Source organism: Streptomyces sp. NPDC086549 (genome assembly GCF_044746205.1).
GTDB lineage: Bacteria > Actinomycetota > Actinomycetes > Streptomycetales > Streptomycetaceae > Streptomyces.
Map to the genome: position 1 here is coordinate 401,342 of NZ_JBIVBS010000003.1, position 21,242 is coordinate 422,583.

Annotated in this window: 16 protein-coding genes; 7 read left to right on the forward strand and 9 right to left on the reverse strand. The window is 71.4% G+C overall.

The genetic code is table 11. From position 1 onward, the window contains the following. Nucleotides 1-3 precede the first annotated feature (3 nt). The 5 genes from ACIPSA_RS12765 to ACIPSA_RS12785 all read right to left on the reverse strand — a co-directional run bounded on the left by ACIPSA_RS12765 (nt 4) and on the right by ACIPSA_RS12785 (nt 7,548). Nucleotides 4-969 (reverse strand): HpcH/HpaI aldolase/citrate lyase family protein, encoded by a 966-nt coding sequence (locus ACIPSA_RS12765; RefSeq protein ID WP_402632736.1) that lies wholly within the window; start codon nt 967-969, stop codon nt 4-6. Continuing rightward, on the reverse strand, nt 966-3,014 hold the full coding sequence (locus ACIPSA_RS12770) for a protein meaA (RefSeq protein WP_402632739.1): 2,049 nt from the start codon (nt 3,012-3,014) through the stop codon (nt 966-968). Before ACIPSA_RS12770 ends, ACIPSA_RS12765 begins: the two co-directional genes overlap by 4 nt. Before the next feature lie 18 nt (nt 3,015-3,032). Beyond that, the gene (gene ccrA, locus ACIPSA_RS12775; protein WP_402632743.1) at nt 3,033-4,376 is read right to left on the reverse strand and encodes a crotonyl-CoA carboxylase/reductase; all 1,344 of its coding nucleotides are present in this window, start codon (nt 4,374-4,376) and stop codon (nt 3,033-3,035) included. Nucleotides 4,377-4,790: 414 nt separating this feature from the next. Continuing rightward, nucleotides 4,791-5,606 (reverse strand): TetR family transcriptional regulator, encoded by an 816-nt coding sequence (locus ACIPSA_RS12780; RefSeq protein ID WP_402632746.1) that lies wholly within the window; start codon nt 5,604-5,606, stop codon nt 4,791-4,793. Between the two features lie 136 nt (nt 5,607-5,742). After that, on the reverse strand, nt 5,743-7,548 hold the full coding sequence (locus ACIPSA_RS12785; RefSeq protein WP_402632749.1) for a 3-hydroxyacyl-CoA dehydrogenase family protein: 1,806 nt from the start codon (nt 7,546-7,548) through the stop codon (nt 5,743-5,745). Between the two features lie 374 nt (nt 7,549-7,922). Here ACIPSA_RS12785 and ACIPSA_RS12790 point away from each other — a divergent pair, with 374 nt between their 5' ends. Beyond that, nucleotides 7,923-8,498, forward strand: a complete 576-nt coding sequence (locus ACIPSA_RS12790) for an adenylosuccinate lyase (protein WP_402632751.1) — start codon at nt 7,923-7,925, stop codon at nt 8,496-8,498. A 7-nt stretch (nt 8,499-8,505) separates the two neighbouring features. Here the strand turns inward: ACIPSA_RS12790 and ACIPSA_RS12795 are convergent, their stop codons facing one another. From ACIPSA_RS12795 to ACIPSA_RS12810, 4 genes are all read right to left on the reverse strand, one after another. Continuing rightward, nucleotides 8,506-9,036: a GNAT family N-acetyltransferase gene (locus ACIPSA_RS12795; protein WP_402632753.1), complete on the reverse strand. Its 531-nt coding sequence runs from the start codon at nt 9,034-9,036 to the stop codon at nt 8,506-8,508. Nucleotides 9,037-9,077: 41 nt separating this feature from the next. Then, nucleotides 9,078-9,476, reverse strand: a complete 399-nt coding sequence (locus ACIPSA_RS12800; protein WP_402632756.1) for a RidA family protein — start codon at nt 9,474-9,476, stop codon at nt 9,078-9,080. Between the two features lie 62 nt (nt 9,477-9,538). Then, complete coding sequence (locus tag ACIPSA_RS12805) at nt 9,539-11,092, reverse strand: alpha/beta hydrolase (RefSeq protein ID WP_402632759.1); 1,554 nt, start codon at nt 11,090-11,092, stop codon at nt 9,539-9,541. Between the two features lie 135 nt (nt 11,093-11,227). After that, entirely contained in the window at nt 11,228-12,283 is a 1,056-nt protein-coding gene (locus tag ACIPSA_RS12810; RefSeq protein WP_402632761.1) for an Rv2578c family radical SAM protein, read from the reverse strand. A 169-nt stretch (nt 12,284-12,452) separates the two neighbouring features. Between ACIPSA_RS12810 and ACIPSA_RS12815 the strand changes: the two genes are divergently transcribed. From ACIPSA_RS12815 to ACIPSA_RS12840, 6 genes are all read left to right on the forward strand, one after another. Next, the gene (locus tag ACIPSA_RS12815) at nt 12,453-12,896 is read left to right on the forward strand and encodes an SRPBCC family protein (RefSeq protein ID WP_402632764.1); all 444 of its coding nucleotides are present in this window, start codon (nt 12,453-12,455) and stop codon (nt 12,894-12,896) included. Nucleotides 12,897-13,071: 175 nt separating this feature from the next. Continuing rightward, nucleotides 13,072-15,495 (forward strand): MFS transporter, encoded by a 2,424-nt coding sequence (locus ACIPSA_RS12820; RefSeq protein ID WP_402632767.1) that lies wholly within the window; start codon nt 13,072-13,074, stop codon nt 15,493-15,495. A gap of 192 nt (nt 15,496-15,687) precedes the next feature. After that, the gene (locus ACIPSA_RS12825) at nt 15,688-18,156 is read left to right on the forward strand and encodes a SpoIIE family protein phosphatase (protein WP_402632770.1); all 2,469 of its coding nucleotides are present in this window, start codon (nt 15,688-15,690) and stop codon (nt 18,154-18,156) included. Between the two features lie 161 nt (nt 18,157-18,317). Further along, nucleotides 18,318-19,043, forward strand: a complete 726-nt coding sequence (locus ACIPSA_RS12830) for a class I SAM-dependent methyltransferase (protein ID WP_402632773.1) — start codon at nt 18,318-18,320, stop codon at nt 19,041-19,043. A gap of 57 nt (nt 19,044-19,100) precedes the next feature. Then, nucleotides 19,101-19,934: a M55 family metallopeptidase gene (locus tag ACIPSA_RS12835; RefSeq protein ID WP_402632776.1), complete on the forward strand. Its 834-nt coding sequence runs from the start codon at nt 19,101-19,103 to the stop codon at nt 19,932-19,934. Beyond that, on the forward strand, nt 19,927-21,231 hold the full coding sequence (locus ACIPSA_RS12840; RefSeq protein WP_402632779.1) for a M20/M25/M40 family metallo-hydrolase: 1,305 nt from the start codon (nt 19,927-19,929) through the stop codon (nt 21,229-21,231). Before ACIPSA_RS12835 ends, ACIPSA_RS12840 begins: the two co-directional genes overlap by 8 nt. Nucleotides 21,232-21,242: the final 11 nt, after the last annotated feature.

A 21,242-nucleotide genomic window follows, 5' to 3' on the forward strand; every position in this document is an offset into this window, starting at 1 on the left:
CGCTCAGGCCTCCGGGATCTCGAACTTCGACGTGCGCTGCATGCCGGCGGCGCGGCCCTTGCCGGAGATGACCAGGGCCATCTTGCGGCTGGCCTCGTCGATCATCTCGTCGCCGAGCATCGCGGAGCCCTTCTTGCCGCCCGCCTCGGACGTGTAGTAGTCGTACGCGTCCAGGATCAGCTCGGCGTGGTCGTAGTCCTCCTGGGAGGGCGAGAAGATCTCGTTGGACGCCTCGACCTGGCCCGGGTGCAGCACCCACTTGCCGTCGAAGCCGAGGGCGGCGGCGCGCTGCGCGACCGCGCGGTAGCCGTCGATGTTGCGGATCTGCAGGTAGGGACCGTCGATCGCCTGCAGGTTGTTGGCGCGGGCGGCCATCAGGATCTTCATCAGGATGTAGTGGTAGGCGTCCGCCGGGTAGCCGGGCGGCTGCTCGCCTACGACCAGCGACTTCATGTTGATCGACGCCATGAAGTCGGCCGGGCCGAAGATGATCGTCTCGACGCGCGGGGAAGCCTGCGCGATCGCGTTGACGTTGTTGAGGCCCTGCGCGTTCTCGATCTGCGCCTCGATGCCGATCTTGCCGACCTCGAAGCCCATGGTCTTCTCGATCTGCGTCAGCAGCAGGTCCAGGGCGACGACCTGCTCGGCGTTCTGGACCTTCGGCAGCATGATGCAGTCGAGGTTCTGGCCCGCGCCCTCGACCACCGTCACGACGTCACGGTACGTCCACTCGGTCGTCCAGTCGTTGACGCGCACGACCCGCGTCTTGCCGGTCCAGTCGCCCTCGTTGAGGAACTTGACGATGGTGTGCCGCGCCCCGGGCTTGGCGAGCGGCGCGCACGCGTCCTCCAGGTCCAGGAAGACCTGGTCGGCGGGGAGGCCCTGTGCCTTCTCCAGGAAGCGGGGGTTGCTTCCCGGGACCGCGAGGCAGGAGCGCCGCGGACGCAGACGGTTGACGGGCGTGGTCATGCGGGGACCTCCAGGGGGTCGAGCTTGTTCGCTTTCCGGATCTCGTCGACGATGCGGCCGATGATTCCGGTGATGTCGAAGTCCTTCGGGGTGAAGACCGCGGCCACTCCGGCGGCCCGGAGCTCTTCGGCGTCACCATTCGGGATGATGCCACCGGCGATCACCGGTATATCTGTGGCACCCGCCACACGGAGGCGTTCCAGCACGTCCGGCACCAGCTGGGCGTGCGAGCCGGAGAGGATGGACAGGCCGACCGCGTGCACGTCCTCGGCGAGGGCGGCGTCCACGATCTGCTCGGGGGTGAGCCGGATGCCCTGGTAGACCACCTCGAAGCCGGCGTCACGGGCCCGTACGGCGATCTGCTCGGCGCCGTTGGAGTGCCCGTCCAGGCCGGGCTTGCCGACCAGGAAGCGCAGCTTGCCGGCGCCCAGGTCGCGGGCGGTGGCGTCCACCTTGGCGCGGACCTCGGCCATGGCCGAGCCCTGCTCGACCGGGACGGCCACGGGCGCGGACGAGACGCCCGTGGGGGCGCGGAACTCGCCGAACACCTCCCGCAGCGCGCCTGCCCACTCGCCGGTCGTGACCCCGGCGCGGGCGCACTCCAGAGTGGCCTCCATGAGGTTGCCGGTGCCCTTGGCGGCCTCCTTCAGCCGCTCCAGCGCCTTGCACGGGCGCGGGTGGTTGAAGGGCGGCTGGTAGCGCGTGTCGCGCCAGCGTCCGATCGCCTCGACGACCTGGGCCTCGACCGCAGGGTCGACCGTCTGGATCGCGGTGTCCAGGTCGGCGGTGAGCGGGTTCGGCTCGGTCGTCTCGAAGATGTTGACGCCGACGATCTTCTCCTGCCCGGATTCGATACGGGCCCGGCGCTCGGCGTGCGAGGCGACCAGCTGCGACTTGAGGTAGCCGGACTCGACGGCGGCCATCGCGCCGCCCATCTCCTGGATCCGGTCGATCTCCGCGAGGGAGTCCTCGACCAGCTGGGCCACCTTCGCCTCGATGACGTGGGAGCCCTCGAAGATGTCCGCGTACTCCAGCAGGTCGCTCTCGTGCGCCAGCACCTGCTGGATGCGCAGGGACCACTGCTGGTCCCAGGGTGTCGGCAGGCCCAGGGCCTCGTTCCAGGCCGGGAGCTGGACGGCACGCGCGCGTGCGTCCTTGGAGAGGGTCACGGCCAGCATCTCGAGCACGATGCGCTGGACGTTGTTCTCCGGCTGCGCCTCGGTCAGGCCGAGCGAGTTGACCTGGACGCCGTACCGGAAGCGGCGCTGCTTGGGGTTCTCGATGCCGTACCGCTCGTGCGTGATCTTGTCCCAGATGCGGCCGAAGGCGCGCATCTTGCACATCTCCTCGACGAAGCGGACGCCCGCGTTCACGAAGAAGGAGATGCGCGCGACCACGTCGCCCATGCGCTCCTCGGGCACCTGGCCGGAGTCGCGCACGGCGTCGAGGACGGCGATGGCGGTGGACATCGCGTACGCGATCTCCTGCACCGGCGTGGCCCCGGCCTCCTGCAGGTGGTAGCTGCAGATGTTGATCGGGTTCCACTTCGGGATGTGGGAGACCGTGTACGCGATCATGTCCGTCGTCAGACGGAGGGACGGTCCCGGCGGGAACACATGGGTGCCCCGGGACAGGTACTCCTTGACGATGTCGTTCTGGGTCGTGCCCTGGAGCTTGGTGATGTCCGCGCCCTGCTCCTCCGCGACGACCTGGTAGAGCGCCAGCAGCCACATGGCGGTGGCGTTGATGGTCATCGAGGTGTTCATCTGCTCCAGGGGGATGTCCTGGAACAGCCGGCGCATGTCACCGAGGTGCGAGACCGGGACCCCGACCCGGCCGACCTCGCCGCGGGCGAGGATGTGGTCGGGGTCGTAGCCGGTCTGCGTCGGCAGGTCGAACGCCACCGACAGGCCGGTCTGGCCCTTGGCGAGGTTGCGCCGGTACAGCTCGTTGGACGCCTCGGCGGTGGAGTGGCCGGCGTACGTGCGCATGAGCCACGGCCGGTCCTTCTCCCGCTTCACCTCGGCGGGCTGACGCTCAGTCATCTGTGACCTCGGGTGTGCTCAGATGTTGCGGAAGCGGTTGATGGCGTCGATGTGCTTGGCGCGCATCTCCTCGTCGCGCACGCCCAGGCCCTCCTCGGGGGCGAGGCACAGCACGCCGACCTTGCCCTGGTGGAGGTTGCGGTGCACGTCGTACGCGGCCTGGCCGGTCTCCTCCAGGGAGTAGACCTTCGACAGCGTCGGGTGGATCTTGCCCTTCGCGATGAGCCGGTTGGCCTCCCAGGCCTCACGGTAGTTGGCGAAGTGCGAGCCGATGATCCGCTTCAGGGACATCCACAGGTAGCGGTTGTCGTACTCGTGGTTGTAGCCCGAGGTCGAGGCGCAGGTGACGATGGTGCCGCCCTTGCGCGTGACGTAGACCGAGGCGCCGAAGGTCTCGCGGCCCGGGTGCTCGAAGACGATGTCGACGTCCTCGCCGCCGGTGAGCTCGCGGATGCGCTTGCCGAAGCGCTTCCACTCCTTCGGGTCCTGGGTGTGCTCGTCCTTCCAGAACTTGTAACCCTCGGCGTTGCGGTCGATGATCGCCTCGGCGCCCATCGAGCGGCAGATGTCCGCCTTCTGGTCGCTGGAGACGACACAGATCGGGTTGGCGCCGCCGGCCAGCGCGAACTGGGTGGCGTACGAGCCGAGGCCGCCGCTCGCGCCCCAGATCAGGACGTTGTCGCCCTGCTTCATGCCGGCGCCGTTGCGGGAGACCAGCTGGCGGTAGGCGGTCGAGTTGACCAGGCCCGGGGCGGCGGCCTCCTCCCAGCTCAGGTGGCCGGGCTTCGGCATCAGCTGGTTGGACTTGACCAGCGCGATCTCGGCGAGGCCGCCGAAGTTCGTCTCGAAGCCCCAGATGCGCTGCTCGGGGTCGAGCATCGTGTCGTTGTGGCCGTCGGACGACTCCAGCTCGACGGACAGACAGTGTGCGACGACCTCGTCACCGGGCTTCCAGGCGTTGACGCCCGGACCGGTGCGCAGGACCACGCCCGCGAGGTCGGAGCCGATGATGTGGTACGGCAGGTCGTGGCGCTTGGTGAGCTCGCTGAGCTTGCCGTAGCGCTCCAGGAACCCGAAGGTGGACAGCGGCTCGAAGATCGAGGTCCACACCGAGTTGTAGTTGACCGAGGAGGCCATGACGGCCACCAGGGCCTCGCCCGGGCCGAGCTCGGGCAGGGGGACCTCGTCGAGGTGGATCGACTTGCGCGGGTCCTTGTCGCGGGTCTCGAGGCCCGCGAACATCTCCGTCTCGTCCTTGTGCACGGTGATCGCGCGGTAGGACTCGGGGAGCGGCAGGGCGGCGATGTCGGCCGGCGTCGATTCCGGCGACTGGATCGCGTCGAGGATGTCCTTCACGGTCACGGTGTTGCCTCCGGCGGTGAGCGCCCTGAGGGAGGGGCGCTGAGGGTTGCGTCGGTGCTGCTGAGGGTTTGGGCGGAGAAATGCCGTCGGTTCGGCGGGTGGTACTTCGGCAGCGCTTTGTGGCGCGGGAGGTTGCCTGTGACGCAGGCGTCCGGGCGTGCAGGCCATTGGCTTGCTGGGACAGCCGGCGCACGAAAGGTCTCTGCGCGCCGGCCGCCCGGACAACATCAACGTATGACACCGCGTGTCATGTCGCAAGGCACTGAGTGCCAGAAGTTCGCCTCAGATGAAATCTTTACGTAACAAATGAGCGATGATCGATCGAACGGCTCCTGAAATCTGCTCGAAAAGGGCCTCCGACATGCCAAAACGGCCACCCCGTGGGGTGGCCGTCATCACAGTGGCGAGGAGGCCTCAGCGGTCCCGGAGCGCCTCCTCGATGGTCCGCATGACCTCGTCGAGCGGAGCGTCGGTACGGGCGACGGTCACCAGGACCTCGCCCTGCGTGGAGACCGCCGCCGGGACGGCCACCGGCCCCGGGGCCGAGGTGCGCCCGGCCCCGATCCCGGTGCCGAACGTCTTCCGTACGATCGCGAAGGCGTGGTCGAGCTGGGCCTCCACGTCCCCCTGGCCGCCCGCCCGCAGCCACCGCCGCAGGACGTGGTTGTGGGCCGTGACGACGGCGGACGCGGCGACCTCGGCCAGCAGCGGGTCGTCGTTGGCGTCGTCGTCGTGCGCGTGCTCGTCGAAGTGGCCGAGGAGGTAGCGGGTGAAGAGGCGCTCGTAGCGGGCCACCGATGCGATCTCGGCCTCGCGGAGGGTGGGCACCTCGCGCGTGAGCTTGTAGCGGGCGACCGAGATCTCCGGCCGGGCCGCGTACATCTTCATGACTTCCTTGATGCCGCGGCACACGGTGTCGAGCGGATGCTCGTGCGCGGGGGCGGCATTGAGCACCGCCTCGGCGCGGATCAATGTGTCGTCGTGGTCCGGGAAGATCGCCTCTTCCTTGGAACGGAAGTGACGGAAGAACGTGCGGCGCGCGACCCCGGCCGCGGCCGCGATCTCGTCGACGGTGGTCGCCTCGTACCCCTTGGTCGCGAACAGCTCCATCGCCGCGGCCGCCAGTTCGCGGCGCATCTTGAGCCGCTGGGCGGCCGCGCGACTGCCTGCGGCACTTTCCGGCGCGTCGGGCGTAGCTGGTGTACGTGAGGACTTGGCGGGCTGGGACATGACCCGAACGTACTGCATGTGCGCAGCTCGATGCGCATGTCCGGGGTTTCCCCCGCCCGGGAGGGGCGGGGGGCCGCCGGCGGGGCCGAGCAGTCCGCCCCAGTCCCTGTCGCCGTCGAACCAGTCGCCGGGATGTTTAGCGGCGGGCATATTCGCGGAAGCCGCGGCCCGTCTTGCGGCCGAGGCAGCCGGCGGCCACCAGGTGCTCCAGAAGCGGGGCCGGAGCGAGACCCGGGTCGCGGAACTCGCGGTGCAGGACTTTCTCGATCGCCAGGGAGACGTCGAGCCCGACCACGTCGAGGAGCTCGAACGGGCCCATCGGGTAGCCGCCGCCCAGCTTCATCGCCGCGTCGATGTCGTCAAGAGACGCATAGTGCTCCTGCACCATCTTGATCGCGTTGTTGAGGTACGGGAAGAGCAGGGCATTGACGATGAATCCGGCCCGGTCGCCACAGTCGACGGCGTGCTTCTTGATGGTGGCGCAGACCTCGCGGACCGTCGAGTGGACGTCGTCGGCCGTCAACACCGTACGGACGACCTCGACCAGCTTCATGGCGGGCGCCGGGTTGAAGAAGTGCATGCCGATCACGTCCTGCGGGCGCGAGGTGGCGCGGGCGCAGGCGACGACGGGCAGTGAGGACGTGGTGGTCGCCAGGACCGCGCCCGGCTTGCAGACCTTGTCCAGCGCCGCGAACAGCTGCTGCTTGACCTCCAGGTCCTCGGCGACCGCCTCGACGGCCAGGTCGACGTCGGCGAACGCGTCGTAGGAGCCCGCCGGCGTGACCAGGTCCAGGGTCCGGGCGGCGGCCTCGGCCGTCATACGCCCCTTGTCGACGGAGCGGGCGAGGGACTTGCCGATACGGGCCTTGGCGGCCTGGGCCTTCTCCTCGCTGCGCGCGGCGAGGACCACCTCGTACCCGGCCTTGGCGAAGACCTCCGCGATCCCGGAGGCCATGGTGCCGGAACCGGCGACACCGACCGAGCGCACGGAGCGCCCCGGGGTGAGGGCGCCGCCCTCCAGCGGGGTCAGCGCGTCCCGCACGACCGTGGCGCTGCCCGGAGCCTCGTACGTGTAGAAGCCGCGGCCCGACTTGCGGCCGGTCAGACCCGCCTCGCTGAGCTGCTTGAGGATCGGAGCGGGGGCGTGCAGCCGGTCGCGGGACTCGGCGTACATGGCCTCCAGGACCGTGCGTGCGGTGTCGACGCCGATCAGGTCCAGCAGGGCCAGCGGGCCCATCGGCAGGCCGCAGCCGAGCCGCATCGCCGCGTCGATGTCCTCGCGGGAGGCGTACTTCGCCTCGTACATCGCGGCGGCCTGGTTGAGGTAGCCGAACAGCAGGCCGTCCGCGACGAACCCGGGGCGGTCGCCGACCGCGACCGGCTCCTTGCCGAGCTCGATGGCGAGGTCCGTGACCGCGGCGACGGCCTGCGGCGCGGTCAGCACGGAGGAGACGACCTCGACCAGCCGCATCGCCGGGGCCGGGTTGAAGAAGTGCAGGCCGAGCACGCGCTCGGGGCGCGCCGAGTCGGCGGCCAGCCGGGTCACCGACAGGGCGTTGGTGCCGGTCGCGAGGATCGTCTCCGGCCGGACGATGCCGTCCAGCTCGCGGAAGATCTGGTGCTTGATCTCGTACGACTCCGGGGCCACCTCGATGACGAGGTCGGCGTCGGCCGCGGCACGCAGGTCGGTGGAGGTGCGGACCCGGGCGAGGAGGTCCGTGCGCTCCTGCTCGGTGAGCCGCTCGCGCTCCACGGCGCGGGCGGTCGAGGACTCCAGAGCGGCGACCGACTGGGCGGTGGCGGCCTCGCTGATGTCGATGCCGACGACCTCGCGGCCGGCCTTCGCGAGAACCTCGGTGATGCCGGTGCCCATCGTGCCGAGGCCGACGACGGCAATGGTCTTGAACGGGGACAGAGAGGTGTCGGACAGGGGAGTGGCCATCGCGGGACTCCTGGAAATGAGGGTGACGACTGGAAACGCGCCCAGGTGCGCCGAGGGGGCGCACCGGGTGCGGAAAGGAGTGCGGGTGTTGCCGGGCTGCGAGCGCACACGCCCGGTGCCGTCCGTCACGGGCGTGCACACGCCCGGGGAGCGGCTGAGACCGACCGGCTCTGTCCCGAAGCCGAGTCGTACTGGTGGTACGTGAGGTACCGAACCGACCTGCACCCACGACGGCTGCGTCACCAAACCGTCATGAGCTGTGTGCGAGTGGGTGACTCGCTCGTATGAGCTTAACCGGTGGGTAACGAGCGCGCCAGCCCCCGAGTTTGTGATGTGGGTCCCGGCCGCCGCACGACACGCCTAATCTGGGCTTCGTGGACGAAGAGTTGCGATCGCTCACGGAGCGTCTACGGCAGGAGTCGCGCGGGACGGCCGCGTACGAGCGGCTGGCGGCGACCGAGGAGCACGACGAGCTGGCGGACGTGCTCACCGCGGCCGGACAGCCGCTGTGGGCCCGGGAACTGGCCGCGTTCCGGCTGGGGGTGGGGGGCGACCGGCGCGCCTTCGAGTCCCTCGTCCTGCTGCTCAACCACCGCGATCCGCCGCGCTGCGCCTCCGCCGCCTACGCCCTCACCCGTCTCGACGACCCCCGCACGGCCCGCGCGGCCGCCGCCCTCGCCACCAACGAACTGCGCGTCGCCTATGCCCTGCACCCCGTACGGCTGCTGGTCGAGCTGCGCGCCCCCGAGTCCGTGCCCGCGCTGATCACCACCCTGGAGCGGCGGCTGCGCCCGCACGACCCCTACCGCCGGGTCGCCCTCGCCTGTGTGGAGGGACTCGGCGCGCTCGGCGACGGCCGGGCCCGACGCGTCCTGAACGAGGCGCTGGCCCACCCCGCGCTCGCCGAGGCCGCGGTGCACGCGCTGGCGCGGATCCCGAAGCCGAGGTGAGCGCCGGTCAGCGGGGCAGCCCTCTCACGTACCGCACCTCGGGCACGGCGACGCCGTCCACCTCGAAAGGCTCCTCGGCACCGTCGGCGCGGAATCCCGCCAGCTCGTAGAAGCGCCGGGCACGGGTGTTCTCCTTCAGGACCCACAGGTACATGCGGGAGTGGCCGGGCGCGCACCGCGCCGTCGACTCCTCCAGCAGCCCCCGCCCGATGCCGCTCCCGAGGCGGTCCGGGTCGACGTAGATCGCGTACAACTCGGCGTCGGCGGTGCGCACTTCGCCGTCGCGGTACGGCCCGTGCGCCGCCCAGCCGACGATCTCGCCGTCCTGCTCGGCCACCAGGTTCGCCACACCGTCCGTGTTCTGCGCGGAGAAGCGGGCACGCTGCCGCTCGGCCTCCTCCGCCACGCTGAGGCCGTCGAGGTACGACTGCGGCACGAGCCCCTTGTAGGCGCTCTGCCAGCCACGGATGCGTATCTCGGAGACGCGGTCGCAGTCGGCGAGGGTCATCGGGCGGATGCGCGGAGTTGTGCTGTCCATGGCGGCCACTTTAGGGAGCGGTCGGCCGCACCAGCCCGTGATTATCCGTCCACGACCGCGAACGCCTCGATCTCCATGAGGAACTGCGGCCCCACCAGCGCGGCCACCTGCACGGCCGAGGCCGCCGGGAGCCGGTCGTCGGGTATGTACGCGGCACGGGCGGCCCGGATCGCCGGCAGGTACGCCATGTCCGTGACGAAGTAGGTGAGTTTGACGACGTTCTCGAAGGCCGCCCCGGCGGCGGCCAGGCAGCGTCTCAGGTTCTCGAACACCTGACGGGCCTGGGCCGCCGGATCGCCCTCGCCGACGAGCCTGCCGTCCTCGTCCAGGGCGAGCTGGCCGGAGACGGCGACGAATCGGCCGGTGCCGAGGACGACATGGCTGTACTGGGCCGCGGGCGCGACGCCGTCGGGGGCGGGAATCCTGGTCGGCTCACTCATGCGTCCATGGTGGACCACGGGTCCGACAACGCCCCCGGCGGGCCGTCGGGGGCGGTGGCCGCTCAGCCCCGGAAGCCGAGGAGGCCGTGCAGGGCCGAGCCGCGGGACGACGTGGACGCCACCTTGGCGGGCAGCGGCTTCGGGTCGGGTGTCTTCGGGCACACCGCGTCGACCCCGTGGACGCCGCGCGGGACCGTGCCGTCGGTCAGGTAGGCGGACAGGTGCTTGTCCAGGCAGGCGTTGCCGCTCAGGGTGACGCCGTGGTTCCCGCCGCCATCCTCGACCACCAGGCTGGAGCCGGCCAGGAGACGGTGGGTCATGACGGCGCCCTCGTACGGGGTGGCCGCGTCGTTCGTCGCCTGGAAGAGCAGCGCGGGCGGCACCTTGCCGTTGGCGACGTTCAGCGGCCTCAGCGAGTCGGTCGGCCAGAACGCGCAGGGTGCGTTGTACCAGGCGTTGTTCCAGGTCATGAAGGGCGCCTTCGCTTGGACGGCCCAGCTGTCCCTGCGCCACCGGTCCCAGCTGCGCGGCCAGGAGGCGTCCCGGCACTGCACCGCGGCGTAGACGCTGTAGTTGTTCTCGCTCGCCGAGTCGACGGCGGCAAGCTTGCCGTACACCGCGACCAGCGGGTCCGGGTTCTTGTGGTTCACGTACGCCGCGAACGCGTCGGCCAGATAGGGCCAGTAGCCGTTGAAGTAGCCGCCGGGCATGAACGTGTCATCCAGTTCGGAGGCGCCGACCTTGCCGCCCGCCGGCTTCGTGGCGAGCGCCGCCCGCATCGCGTACCACTTGGCCTCGACCTTCGCCGGGTCGGTACCCAGCCGGTACGTCGAGTCGTACCGGGCGATCCATGCCATCAGCGCGCGGTGGCGGTCGTCGAAGGCGTAGTCCTGGCCGATGTTGTCGTCGTACCAGACCCCGGTCGGGTTCACGATCGAGTCCAGGACCAGGCGGCGCACCCGCTCCGGGAACAGCTTGGCGTAGACGGCGCCGAGATAGGTGCCGTACGAGTAGCCGAGGTAGTTGATCCTCTCCGCGCCGAGGGCCTGCCGGACCGAGTCCATGTCCCGCGCCGTGCTGACGGTGTCCATGTACGGCAGGACGTCCGCGTACTTCCGGCCGCAGGCGGCGGCGAACGCCTGCACGCGCGCGAGGCCGGCCTGCTCCTGCCCGGCCGTGCCCGGGACGGAGTCCGGGCGCACCGGTTCGAAGTACCCGGGGGCGCAGTTCAGGGCGGGTGTGCTCCGGCCCACGCCGCGCGGGTCGAAGCCGATGACGTCGTACTGGGCGGCCACCGTCCTGGGCAGCGCGGACGCGACGAACCCGGCGAGCGTCAGACCGCTGCCGCCCGGCCCGCCGGGGTTGACCAGCAGCGGGCCCTGATAGGTCTTGGCGGTGTGCGGGACGCGGGACAGGGCGAGCGTGATCTGCCGCCCGGACGGGTTCGCGTGGTCGAGCGGCACCTCCAGGGACGCGCACTGGAGCGTCGGATAGTCGGCGGTGCCGCACTTCTTCCAGGTGGGTTTCTCGGCCGGGGCCGCCTGCGCGGGGACGGCCGTGAGCGTGCCGGCCACCACGACGGCGGCACCGCACAGCAGGGCAGCGCGTGTTCTCATGGGTCCTCCCGGGACGGAGGGGTTCCGGACCGCGAAGGTCACGGTCCTCGCCGCATCGTCCCGGTATGGGCGACCAGAAGAACGTGTTATGTCAATAATTGACCCAATTGGTCCGGATGTTGCCCTCGAACGATCTCAGATCAGCGTGAGCTGGATCGGTTCGGACGTTCCGGCGTCGGGGGTCCCGGGTTCGGCCGGTTCCGGCGCGCTGATCCTGCGCGGCATCCCCGCGCGCGTGGGGCCGATGCCGTACTCCTGAGCCAGTTCGTGGACCTGACGGGTGATCCGGCGCTGGTACCACTTCGGCGCGTAGGCGCCCTCCGTGTACAGCCGCTCGTAACGGCGCACCAGGTGCGGATGGTGCGCCGCGAGCCAGGACATGAACCACTCCCGGGCCCCTGGCCGCAGATGCAGCACCAGCGGGGTGACCGAGCTGGCCCCGGCGGCCGCGATCGCCCGTACGGTGGCCCGCAGTTGGGCCGGGTCGTCGCTCAGGAAGGGGACCACCGGCGCCATCAGCACGCCGCAGCCGATGCCGTGCTCGCCGAGCGTCCGCACGACCTCCAGCCGCCGTTCGGGCGCGGGCGTGCCCGGTTCGACCGTGCGCCACAGGGCGGGGTCGGTGAAGCCGACGGAGACCGAGATGCCGATGTCGGTGACCTCCGCCGCCTGCTTCAGCAGGTCGAGGTCGCGCAGGATCAGGGTGCCCTTCGTCAGGATGGAGAAGGGGTTCGCGTGGTCGCGCAGCGCGGAGATGATGCCCGGCATCAGGCGGTAGCGGCCCTCCGCGCGCTGGTAGCAGTCGACGTTGGTGCCCATCGCGATGTGCTCGCCCTGCCAGCGCCGGGAGCCGAGCTGGCGGCGCAGCAGCTCCGGCGCGTTCACCTTGACCACGATCTGGGTGTCGAAGCCGATCCCCGTGTCGAGGTCCAGATAGCTGTGCGTCTTGCGCGCGAAGCAGTACACGCACGCGTGTGAGCAGCCGCGGTAGGGGTTGACCGTCCATTCGAACGGCATGCGCGAGGCGCCCGGCACCCGGTTCAGGATCGAGCGGGCCCGGATCTCGTGGAAGGTCATCCCGCGGAACTCGGGCGTGTCGAAGGAGCGGCTGACGACCGCGTCCGCGCCGAACAGCGCGGCGTCGGCGGCCCGGCCGTGTCCGGACTCCACTGTGAGGTTCTCCCAGCGCATGACGTCTCCTCGGTAGCGCGGTGCACAGAATAGAACACCTGTTCGCATGATCGTGCAAGGGTGTTTTCCGATCGCATCGGACAGGCCGGGGCACCCCCGATTTGGGCGGCCGGGGACCGGGGTGGTTGGCTTGCCCCAACCCCGAGAACTCAGGTCCTGGAGGAAGTCGATGGCGCAGGTCGAGGCCACTACGGAGCGGATCGTCGCGGCGAACGCGGAGAAGGTGTTCGACGCCCTCGCCGATTACAGCGGCACGCGCGCGAGGCTGCTGCCCGAGCACTTCAGCGAGTACGAGGTGCGCGAGGGCGGCGACGGCGAGGGCACCCTCGTCCACTGGAAGCTCCAGGCCACGAGCAAGCGGGTCCGCGACTGCCTCCTGGAGGTCAGTGAGCCGACCGACGGCGAACTGGTCGAGAAGGACCGCAACTCCTCCATGGTCACCACCTGGCGCGTCACCCCCGCCGGCGAGGACAGGTCCCGGGTCGTCGTGACCACCACCTGGAACGGCGCCGGCGGCATCGGCGGCTTCTTCGAGAGGACGTTCGCGCCCAAGGGCCTCGGCCGGATCTACGACGCGGTGCTCGCCAAGCTCGCCGCCGAGGTGGAGAAGTAGGGCAGACCCTGCCCCAAAGGACAGACGGCGAAGGCGCGTTGATCCCCTCACCGGTTCGAGTGGATCTCCGCGCCGCCCCCGAGCGCCGCCGTAACCCGTCGCGCCTGCCCGCAGTTGCCGGTCTGCGCGGGATTCACGCGGACATCGTGCGACAGCGCGACGAGGGGAGCGGTACGTGGGCGGGACGACCCTGGCGCAGTACGAGCCGGCCGTGGCACCCGAGGAGGCCCCCGTCCCGCCACCCGGGCCGGTCGCCGAACTCGGCCCGCGCCGGGTCCGGCTGGTCTTCTGCGGGCTGATGCTCGCCCTGCTCCTGGCCGCCCTGGAGCAGATGATCGTCGCCACCGCGCTGCCGAGGATCGTCGGAGAGCTGCACGGCCTGGACCGGATGTCCTGGGCCATCACCGCGTACCTGCTCACGGCCACCGTGGGCCTGCCCGTCTACGGCAAGCTCGGCGACCTCCTCGGCCGCAAGGGCGCCTTCCAGTTCGCGATCGCCGTCTTCGTCGTCGGCTCCGCGCTGGCCGGCCGGGCACAGACCATGGACCAGCTGATCGCCTTCCGCGCGGTCCAGGGCGCCGGCGCGGGCGGCCTGATGACCGGCGTGCAGGCGATCATCGCGGACATCGTGCCGCCCCGGCGCCGCGGCCGCTACCTGGGCCTCATCGGCGCGGCCTTCGGAGTCGCCTCCGTCGCCGGACCGCTGCTCGGCGGCTACTTCACCGACCACCTCTCCTGGCGCTGGTGCTTCTACCTCAACGTGCCCGTCGGCCTGGTCACCCTCGCCGTCGTCACCGTCGTGCTCAAGCTCCCCAAGCCGCGCGCCCGGGCCCGCCTCGACCTGCTCGGCGCGCTGCTGCTCGCCACCGCTTCCACCTGCCTGGTGCTGCTGACCAGTTGGGGCGGCACCGAGTACGCCTGGGACTCGCGCCAGATCCTCGGCCTCGGCGCGGGCGCCGCGGCCGCCGCCGTCCTCTTCCTCGTCACCGAACACCACGCGGCCGAACCCCTCATCCCGCTCAGGCTGTTCAGGGACTCCGTCTTCAACGTCACCGGCCTGGCCGGCCTGGTCGTCGGCGTCGCCCTGTTCGCCGCCGCCGGCTATCTGCCCACCTTCCTCCAGATGGTCTACGGCGCCACGGCCACCGGGTCGGGCCTGCTGATGCTGCCCATGATGGCCGGGATCGTCGGCGCCTCCGTCGTCGTCGGACAGCTCATCACCCACACCGGCCGCTACAAGGCCTTCCCGATCGCCGGCGGCCTGCTCTCCGTCGCCGGCATGTGGCTCCTGTCCCGGCTCGACGCCGACACGCCCCGGCTGCACTACAGCATCTGGATGGCCGTCCTCGGCGCCGGCATCGGCATGGTGATGCCCGTCCTGATCCTCGCCGTGCAGAACTCCGTACGCCCCAGCGACCTCGGCACCGCCACCAGCGCCAACAACTACTTCCGGCAGATCGGCGGCAGCGTCGGCGCCGCCGTCTTCGGCACCCTCTTCGCCCGCCGGCTCGCCGACGCCCTGCACACACGTCTCCCCGCCCACGCGGGCGCCCGGCTCCCCGACCCCGAGTCCCTCACCCCCCAGCTCGTCCACGCGCTGCCCCCGCAGCTGCGCGACGCCTACGTCCGCGCCTACGCCGACGCGATGCCCGGGATCTTCCTCCACCTCGTCCCGGTGCTCGCCCTCGGCCTGGTCGCCGCGTTCTTCCTCAAGGAGAAACCGCTGGTGTCCCACCACGCCGCCGAGACGGAGCCCGGCACCGTGAACGCCCCCGTCCCGCAGGCCCGCCCCCAGCCCTCGGACGGGGGGACCCCCGTCTCGCGTCGCTCGCCGCACAGCGCCGGCATCCCGGTGTGCGGCACGGTGCAGCACCCCGACGGGACCGTAGTGCCCCGTGCGGCGCTCACCCTCATCGACGTCGCCGGACAGCAGGTCGGACGGGGCGCCAGCGGCGAGGACGGACGGTACGCGCTCGCCACGCCGGGCTCCGGGGCGTACGTGCTGATCGCCGCCGCGGGCGGCCACCAGCCGCAGGCGGTGTCCGTGACCGTCGGCGAGCGGCCCGTCGAACTCGACATCGTCCTCGGCGGCGCGGGACGCCTCGCCGGCAGCGTGCTCACCGCCGACGGCAGCGCCGTCCGCGACGCCACCGTCACCCTCACCAATGTGCACGGCGAGGTCGTCGCCACCACCCGCAGCGGCCGTGAGGGCGGCTATGTCATCACCGAACTCGTCGCCGGCGAGTACACCCTCGCCGCCAGTGCCCCCGCCTTCCGCCCCGCCGCGCTCCCGGTCACCGTGCAGGCCTCCCGCGAGACCCGGCAGGACGTCGAGCTCGCGGGCGGCGCCGTCCTGCGCGGCACCGTGCGCGCGGGCGGCGGACGGCCCGTCGAGGACGCGCGAGTGACCCTGCTCGACGCGGCCGGGAACGTCGCGGACACGCTCACCACCGGCGCCGACGGAACATTCCGGTTCGTCGACCTCGCCTCCGGCGAGTACACCGTCATCGCGGCGGGATACCCGCCGGTGGCCACCGTGCTCCGGATGGCCGGCGGGGGACGGACGGAGCGCGATCTCCAGCTGGGACACGAGGACTGACACACCCCGGGCGGCACATGGCGGCACACGGCGGCACCGGTTCCACCGCCCGCGCGGGGCGCGGACCAGCACCCCGGGGCGATCAAGTGAAACCAATTCCAGCATTGCCACACATCGCGACGAGCCGTCCCCGTACCGTAGTGACGGGCGGCACAGATCGATTCGCAGCCGTGGGGAGAGAGGGCCTTGGCCATGGACCGTGGCACCGAGAGGGGCATGCCTCCCAGCCGCGGAGCTGGGGACGGCGCGGCGGGAACCGTCGCGGCCGGGCGCATCCCGCTGGCCGTGGTCGTGGTCGACCGCGAAGGCCTCGTCTCCCACTGGAGCACGGGCGCCCGACGGCTCTTCGGTGCTCCCAAGGAGGACGCGATCGGCCGGTCCGTCCTCGATCTGCTGCCCGTCTCCGGAGCGCTCCCCGAGGACGACGAGATCACCCCCTACGGGGCGTACGCGGCGTACGACGGCCTCGGACCCGACCTGGAGTCCTCCCTGGACGGGCGGCTCAACTACCCGGCGGCGGGCCGCGCCCGCCTCACCGTGCCCGAGCGCGACCGGGCCGACGTCGTCTGGTGGGCCTACCCCCTGGTGGGACCCGGCCGGGAGCGGCTGCTGGTGCTGGCCGCCGACGCACAGCGGCTGCGCCCCGACGCGCGCGACGACGAGGACGGGGCGGCGTACGAGCGCATCGCACCCGGCTTCGCCCTGCACACCGACTTCCCCGGAGCCGACGAACTCGCCCGCCGGCTGCCCGAGATCCTGCCCAGCATGAGCGTCGGGGAGAGCGCCCGCATCGTCGCGCAGGTCCTCGAACTCGGCTACCCCGTCCTGGAGTTCAGCCAGAACGACCGGGTGCCCGTCACCCCCGACTGGGGTGTGGCCCGGCGCGCCGAGCGCAAGGCGCGCCGCGAGCGGGCCGCACGGGCCGCGGCCCAGGGCCTGCCGGTGCCGGAGGAACTCGCCGGCGACGAGGGCGAGGACCTGGAGTACACCGCCGTACGCGAACGCCTGGAGTTCCTCAACGAGGTCAGCGGAAGGATCGGCACCTCCCTCGACCTGTCCCGGACCATCGTCGAGGTCAGCAGAGCCGTCGTACCGCGCTTCACCGACGTCGCCGGCACCTACCTGCGCGAACAGGTCGTCGCCGGCGAGGGGTTCCCGGACGGCGTGCCCGACACCACCACCATGTGGCACCGGGTGGCCGTCGAGCACACCGACGAACCCGGCCGCTGGGACGACGTCATCCCGGTCGGCGAGGCCATGCCGTTCCCGGCGCACACCCCGTTCTTCCAGTGCATGACCACCGGCGATCCCGTCCTCGTGCCGCGCATCAGCGAGCAACTGGGCCACGCCATCGCCTCGCAGTTCGACAAGCGCGACATCCGGCCGCTGATCACGGGCCGCTCCATGCTCGTCGTACCGCTGAAGGCCCGCAACGTGGTCCTCGGCTTCATGGTCCTGCTGCGCCACCCCGAGCGCCCCGAGTTCAACGACATGGACCGGGTCACCGGCGCCGAACTCGCCGCCCGGGCCGGCCTCGTGCTCGACAACGCGCGCATGTACACCTACCAGGAGAGCGTCGCCGAGACCCTCCAGGACAGCATGCTGCCGCACATCCCGCCGCGCATGGCGGGCTGCGACATCGCCACCCGCTATCTGCCCGGCACCCTGCTCGGCAGGGTCGGCGGCGACTGGTTCGACTCGGTGAAACTGCCCGGCGCCCGCACCGCCCTAGTCGTCGGCGACGTCATGGGCCACGGCCTCAACTCGGCCGCGATGATGGGTCAGTTGCGGACGGCCGTGCAGACCATGGCCGCCCTCGACCTGCCGCCCGCCCAGCTGCTGCGCAACCTCGACGACCTGGCCCAGCGGCTCGGCGACACCTACCTGGCGACCTGCCTGTACGCCGTCTACGACCCGATCGAGAGCGAGCTGCACATCGCCAACGCGGGCCACATCCCACCGGTGCTGGTGCGCGCGCGGGACGGCCGCAGCGAGCTGCTCGACCTGCCCACGGGCGCGCCGATAGGAGTCGGCGGGGTGCCCTTCGAGGCGGTGCGCGTGCGCGTGGAGCCCGGCGACCGGCTGGTCATGTGCACCGACGGCCTGGTGGAGGTGCGCGGCGAGGACATCGGCGTGGGCCTCGCCACCCTGTGCGAGTCCGCCGCGCACCCGGCCGCCTCCATGGACGACGCCTGCGACACGATCATCCGCGCCCTCAACACGCGCGGCGGCCGCAAGGACGACGTGGCCCTGCTGATGGCCCGCCTGGGCGGCATCGAGCCGGAGGACGTCGCCGAGTGGCGGTTCGCCCGCGAACCGGTCGAGGTCGGCCGGGCCCGTGCGGTGGTCCGTGAACAGCTGCACGAGTGGGGACTGGCCCGCCTCGCCGACAACGCGGAGCTGATGGCCGACGAGCTGGTCACCAACGCCGTACGGCACTCCCGGAGCCGTCACATCCAGCTGCGTCTGGTGCGCGGCGACACGCTGCTGTGCGAGGTGGACGACGACGACCACACCCTTCCGACCCTGCTCAACGCCGGTCCCGGCGCCGAGTTCGGGCGCGGGCTGCGCGTGGTCAGCACCCTGGCCCGGGAGTGGGGCACGAGCCGTACGGCGGCCGGAAAGACCGTCTGGTTCGAGCTGACCCTGCGGTGCCGCTGACGACCCTCCGGAGACCACCGCCCGGAGCCCGCGCCGGCGTACTCGTCCCGAACACGGGGTGAAGGAACACGCCACGCGCTTGTGGCCGGAACCCGGGCGCGATAAACCGTACTCGCCCGTCAGCTACGGGCGGATCGGCGTCGCAACCTGGGGAGTTGGACATGAGCGTGACGAGTCGGTACCGCGAGGCCTGGGAGGGCTTCTGGAGCGAGGCGCCGGACGAGCAGGGGGCCGTCTTCTGGGACGCGGAGCCCGCGCTGACGGCCGGAAGACATCTCGCGCTCTTCGAACCACATCTGACGGACCCCGGCCTGCCCCTGATCGACCTCGGCTGCGGCAACGGCACCCAGACCCGGTTCCTCGCCGACCGGTACCCGCACGTCGTCGGCGCCGACATCGCCGCCGCGGCCCTCGACCACGCCCGGCACGCGGACCCGGCGGGACAGGCGGCGTACCGGCTCCTGAACGCCACCGAGAAGACCGAGACCGAGACACTGCACGCCGAACTCGGCGACGCCAACGTGTACATGCGGGGCGTGCTGCACCAGTGCGAGCCGGACGACCGGCAGCCGCTGGTGGACGGCATAGCGGCCCTGGTCGGCGAGCGCGGCCGCGCCTTCCTCGTCGAGCTCTCCGAGGCCGCCCGCCCCGTGCTGCTCGGCCTGGCCCAGGGCCCGTCCGGCCCGCCGCCCAAGCTCGCCCCGATCTTCCGCCACGGCATCGCCCCCGGCGAGGTGGCCGACGAAGCGGTGCCCGAGTATCTGCGGGCAGCCGGCCTCACCGTCCTGGCGAACGGCGAACTGCCCCTGACCACCACCGAGTTCGGGCCGGACGGCGCACGGATCGAGCTGCCGTCGAAGTGGCTGGTGGCGGGCCGGGCCCGCTGACGGGTTCCGGCCGGGGTTCCTGGCCGGTTCGCCCCGCGGCGCGTAACGTGACGGAGCATGAAGATCCTGATCAGCGCGGACATGGAGGGCGCCACGGGCGTCACCTGGCCGGCCGACGTGCTGCCGGGGACGCCGCAGTGGGAGCGGTGCCGGACGATGTTCACCTCGGACGTGGACGCCGCGGTGCGCGGGTTCTACGACGGCGGCGCGGACGAGGTGATCGTCAACGAGGCCCACTGGTCCATGCGCAACCTGCTCCTGGAGGAGATGGACGAGCGGGTGCGGATGCTCACCGGGCGGCACAAGTCGCTGTCCATGGTGGAGGGTGTGCAGCACGGTGACGTGGACGGCATCGCGTTCGTCGGCTACCACGCGGGCGCCGGCATGGAGGGTGTCCTCGCGCACACCTACCTCCCGAACTCCATCACCGGGGTCTGGCTGAACGACGTACGCGCGAGCGAGGGACTGCTCAACGCGCATGTCGTCGCCGAGTACGGGGTGCCCGTCGTGCTCGTCACCGGAGACGACGTGGCCTGCGAGGACGCGCTCGGATACGCGCCGGAGGCGCTCAAGGTCGCGGTCAAGGACCATGTGTCGCGGTACGCGGCCGTATGCCGCACGCCGGCCGGCACGGCAGCCGACATCCGTGCCGCGGCCAAGCAGGCGGCCGCGCTGGCGGTGCGTCACGAGCCCGTGTCGGGCGGGCCGTTCACGATCGCACTGGAGTTCGACGCCGAGCATCTCGCGCTCGCCGCGACGGTCGTACCGGGTGTCGGGCTGACCGGAGAACGGAAGGTGGCGTACACCAGCGCCACCATGTACGAGGGGATCCGGACCTTCAAGGCGGTCACCACGATCGTCTCGGCCGCGGTGGAGGAGCAGTATGGCTGACGAGCAGGCGCTGGACGAGGTTGTCCGGTTCACCTCGGACCTGATCCGGATCGACACGACCAACCGGGGCGGCGGCGACTGCCGCGAGCGGCCGGCCGCCGAGTACGCGGCCGAGCAGCTGGCCGCGGCGGGACTGGAGCCGGTGCTGCTGGAACGCGCCCCGGGGCGGACCAACGTCGTCGCCCGCATCGAGGGCACCGACCCGTCCGCCGACGCGCTCCTCGTGCACGGTCACCTCGACGTGGTGCCCGCCCAGGCCGACGACTGGAGCGTGCACCCGTTCTCCGGGGAGATCCGCGACGGGGTCGTGTGGGGCCGGGGCGCCGTCGACATGAAGAACATGGACGCGATGATCCTCGCGGTCGTGCGGGCCTGGGCCCGGCAGGGCGTACGGCCCCGGCGTGACGTCGTCGTCGCGTTCACCGCGGACGAGGAGGCCAGCGCCGAGGACGGCTCCGGCTTCCTCGCCGACCGGCACGCCGAGCTGTTCGAGGGCTGTACGGAGGGCATCGGCGAGTCGGGCGCGTTCACCTTCCACGACGGAAGCGGGCGGCAGATCTACCCCATCGCCGCCGGCGAGCGCGGCACCGGCTGGCTGAAGCTCACCGCACGGGGCCGGGCCGGGCACGGCTCCAAGGTCAACCGGGAGAACGCGGTGACCCGGCTGGCCGCCGCCGTCACCCGGATCGGCGAGCACGAGTGGCCGCCGCGGCTCACCCCGACCGTGCGCGCCGCCCTCACCGAACTCGCCGCCCTGTACGGCATCGAGGCGGACCTGCGCGACGTGGACCGGCTCCTGGAGAAGCTCGGCCCCGCGGCGAAGCTCGTCGAGGCCACGGTCCGCAACAGCGCCAACCCGACCATGCTGGACGCCGGTTACAAGGTCAACGTCATCCCGGGCGAGGCGGTCGCCTACGTGGACGGGCGGTATCTGCCCGGCGGCGAGGACGAGTTCCGCACCACCCTCGACCGGCTGACCGGGCCCGACGTGGACTGGGAGTTCCACCACCGGGAGGTCGCCCTGCAGGCACCGGTGGACTCCCCGACGTACGCCCGCATGCGCGCCGCGGTGGCGGAGTTCGCGCCCGAGGGGCACGTCGTGCCGTACTGCATGTCGGGCGGAACGGACGCCAAACAGTTCTCGCGCCTCGGCATCACCGGATACGGGTTCGCGCCGCTGAAGCTCCCGGAGGGCTTCGACTACCAGGCCCTCTTCCACGGGGTCGACGAACGCGTCCCGGTCGAGGCGCTGCACTTCGGGGTCCGTGTCCTCGACCGCTTCCTGCGGACGGCCTAGGAGCGGCGGGA

Excerpts from the sequence above, each read along its gene's own strand:
- ACIPSA_RS12830 (WP_402632773.1), top strand. The coding sequence starts at position 18,318 with ATGAGCGTGACGAGTCGGTACCGCGAGGCCTGGGAGGGCTTCTGGAGC.
- ACIPSA_RS12825 (WP_402632770.1), top strand. The coding sequence starts at position 15,688 with ATGGACCGTGGCACCGAGAGGGGCATGCCTCCCAGCCGCGGAGCTGGG.
- ACIPSA_RS12780 (WP_402632746.1), bottom strand. The coding sequence starts at position 5,606 with ATGTCCCAGCCCGCCAAGTCCTCACGTACACCAGCTACGCCCGACGCG.
- ACIPSA_RS12810 (WP_402632761.1), bottom strand. The coding sequence starts at position 12,283 with ATGCGCTGGGAGAACCTCACAGTGGAGTCCGGACACGGCCGGGCCGCC.
- ACIPSA_RS12805 (WP_402632759.1), bottom strand. The coding sequence starts at position 11,092 with ATGAGAACACGCGCTGCCCTGCTGTGCGGTGCCGCCGTCGTGGTGGCC.
- ACIPSA_RS12795 (WP_402632753.1), bottom strand. The coding sequence starts at position 9,036 with ATGGACAGCACAACTCCGCGCATCCGCCCGATGACCCTCGCCGACTGC.
- ACIPSA_RS12835 (WP_402632776.1), top strand. The coding sequence starts at position 19,101 with ATGAAGATCCTGATCAGCGCGGACATGGAGGGCGCCACGGGCGTCACC.
- ACIPSA_RS12765 (WP_402632736.1), bottom strand. The coding sequence starts at position 969 with ATGACCACGCCCGTCAACCGTCTGCGTCCGCGGCGCTCCTGCCTCGCG.
- ACIPSA_RS12770 (WP_402632739.1), bottom strand. The coding sequence starts at position 3,014 with ATGACTGAGCGTCAGCCCGCCGAGGTGAAGCGGGAGAAGGACCGGCCG.
- ACIPSA_RS12840 (WP_402632779.1), top strand. The coding sequence starts at position 19,927 with ATGGCTGACGAGCAGGCGCTGGACGAGGTTGTCCGGTTCACCTCGGAC.
- ACIPSA_RS12800 (WP_402632756.1), bottom strand. The coding sequence starts at position 9,476 with ATGAGTGAGCCGACCAGGATTCCCGCCCCCGACGGCGTCGCGCCCGCG.
- ACIPSA_RS12815 (WP_402632764.1), top strand. The coding sequence starts at position 12,453 with ATGGCGCAGGTCGAGGCCACTACGGAGCGGATCGTCGCGGCGAACGCG.
- ACIPSA_RS12785 (WP_402632749.1), bottom strand. The coding sequence starts at position 7,548 with ATGGCCACTCCCCTGTCCGACACCTCTCTGTCCCCGTTCAAGACCATT.